Origin of the sequence: Methylosinus sp. R-45379, assembly GCF_001644125.1 — a bacterium.
GTDB lineage: Bacteria > Pseudomonadota > Alphaproteobacteria > Rhizobiales > Beijerinckiaceae > Methylosinus.
In genome coordinates this window covers 1-2306 of record NZ_LUUM01000167.1, presented here as the reverse complement: position 1 = coordinate 2306, position 2306 = coordinate 1, and the positions used below count along the sequence as shown (strand labels likewise).

General features: G+C 66.3%; 1 pseudogene. It reads right to left on the bottom strand.

Annotated elements, in window-relative coordinates:
• A pseudogene (locus A1351_RS07845) lies at positions 1-2246 on the bottom strand (phage tail length tape measure family protein); the annotation flags it as partial.
• Positions 2247-2306 lie beyond the last annotated feature (60 nt).

Genomic DNA, 2306 nt, shown 5'->3' with positions numbered 1-2306 from the left:
TCCTCGACCTTGGACAGCGTGTCTCGCAGCGCTTCCGCGCCGGACTTGCCTTGGCGCAGATCGCTGACGAATGTTCCCAGCGCCTCGCGGGAGGTGGAGCGGACATTATCCATGGTGGAGACGAGCTCGTCGTGCGACTTCTTCGCATCGGCGGCGCGCTGGGCGAGATCGCCATAACCTTGCGCGACGCGCTGGATTTCCGGCATCATCGCATCGAGCTTTTCCGGCGCCGCGGCCGTGAACTCGTTAATAAGCTCCTGCTCTTTGGCGGCGCGGGCAATCGCGCCTTCCGTCATGCCCCATGTCGCGATCGACTTATCGAGCGTGGCGTTCTGCGCGGCGAGGTCCTGATCGAGCTGCTTGATCTTGGCGCTTGTGTAATCGTAATCGACGCCAGCGAGCTTTTTCTGCTCATAGCCGGAGATATCGACGCCGGCCGTCGATTTCAGCGCCGGGACGCTGTTGTCATTCGCCGCGCCGCTGATCCCTTCGAAATTGCCGATCCCGACTTTAGCGGCCCCGTGCCACGGCCCCCAGCCGCGTTGCGCCGCGACCTTCAGCGCATAATCGATCGTCGCTTTCTCATTCGCGGGGTTGCTCGGATCGAGGCCGGTGTCGCGGCGGAATTCGTCGCCTATGCCGCCGCCGGTGTGCAACTGCAAAGCGCCGAAGCTGGTCGGGCGCCCGTTCGTATAGTCGCCGTTGAAGTCGCGCAGCCCCTCCGAGCGGGCGACGCGGAGCGCGATATCGGGGTCGATTCCATAGGCCGAGGCCCGCTCGCGGATATAGCCGGACATCCCGCGCGGGTCGGCGCCGCTCGGCGCGGCGCCGCCAGCGAAGAAGGGAAGCGCCGAGCCGGAGGGCGCGGCGCCGATGCGCGCCGCTGCCCCATTGAGCACATCCGCGAGATGCGTCGCCGCGGAGCCGGCCGCCGTAAAGCCGCTGCGCAGTGGCGCGACATAGGGGGCGAGATCGCCCTTCTCCGGGACATATTGCTCGCGGAAATCCCGAGTCTGTTGCAGCACGCGCGCACGGGCCGCCGCATAGGGCGAGAGGCCTCGAAGCGCCTCCTCATCGGTGGCCCCTTTGAGAAGGTCGGACGCCTTCTTGTTCCCCTCGGCGATGAGCGCATTGCGCGCCTTTTCCTTTTCCGCCGCTTCGAGTGCCGCGTCACCCCCTTGGCGAACAACGGAAATCCTTGCCTGCTCCGCGGCGACAGCCGCGCGTTCGGCGAAGGTCCAAGCCTCGGACTGCTTCGTCGCGAGCGCGCTGTCCTCTGCGGCCTTTTGGACCGATGTCCGCCAATTCGTGACCTGATAGTCGAGATTGGCGAGCGCATGCGTCGCCTGATCGGCGGAGACGCCCATTTTGCGGAGCGTCTCCGGGTCGCCGAGCGCGCTGGCGAGATTGCCGCGGCGATTGACGAGGCTCTGGCGCTCGCCGATCTCCGGCAGGACGCCGCGGACGATATCGCTGGCCTCGTTGGAGCGGCGCGTCGACTCTAGATCGGCCGCGGCGCGCGCGGCTTTTTCCCGCTCGGCGTCGCGCTGGCGCTGCAAATCGGCGATCTGCTGATCGAGATAGGCGCTATGCCCCGGCGCCGACATGCCGAGCATTCCGGCGATCCCGAGCTTCGGCACCGTGTCGAGAGAATCGCGCAGCTTGACGAGGCGATCGAGCTTTTGCTCGGTCGACGGATCGGCGAACCGCTGTAACGCCTGCGGAATATCCGATAGCTTCCCAACGATATAGTCGATCGCCTTCGACCAACTCCACGTCGTATCTTTGGTCCTGTCGAGAGAATCCTTATAGGCGTCAAACAACGATTTTTGCGCGCCGAGAATATTGCCCTGTTCTTGCAGATCACGGATCAGCGTCTTGGTGCGATCGTCGAGGAAGCCGAGCCGCTTGTCCAGCTCCTCGGCGCCTCTGGTCGGGTCCGCGAAGGCTTGGCCCAATTCCTTGCCGGCGTCGGCGAGATCGAGGCCGAAGGCGCGGGAATAGCGCTGCGCCGAGCCGATGATCCCCGGCATGAGATCGCCGCCGATGCGGCCCGTTCCGGCGAGCTGGCCGGCAAGCTCGATCCCCTGGCCCGACTATATGCCGCCACGGGCGGCGCCCGAGACGCCGAGCGCGCGGAGGCCGTCCGCGGAGACGCCAGCTCCCCGCCCGACGCCGTTGAGCGCGCGCTCGAGCGCGGTCTGCTGCTGCGCGAATTGATAGGTGGCGTAAGACGCCGCGGCCAATCCCGCAGCCAGCAGAGTGAGGGGCGAGGTCGCGATGCGGAGCGCCGTCGCGCCGAATTC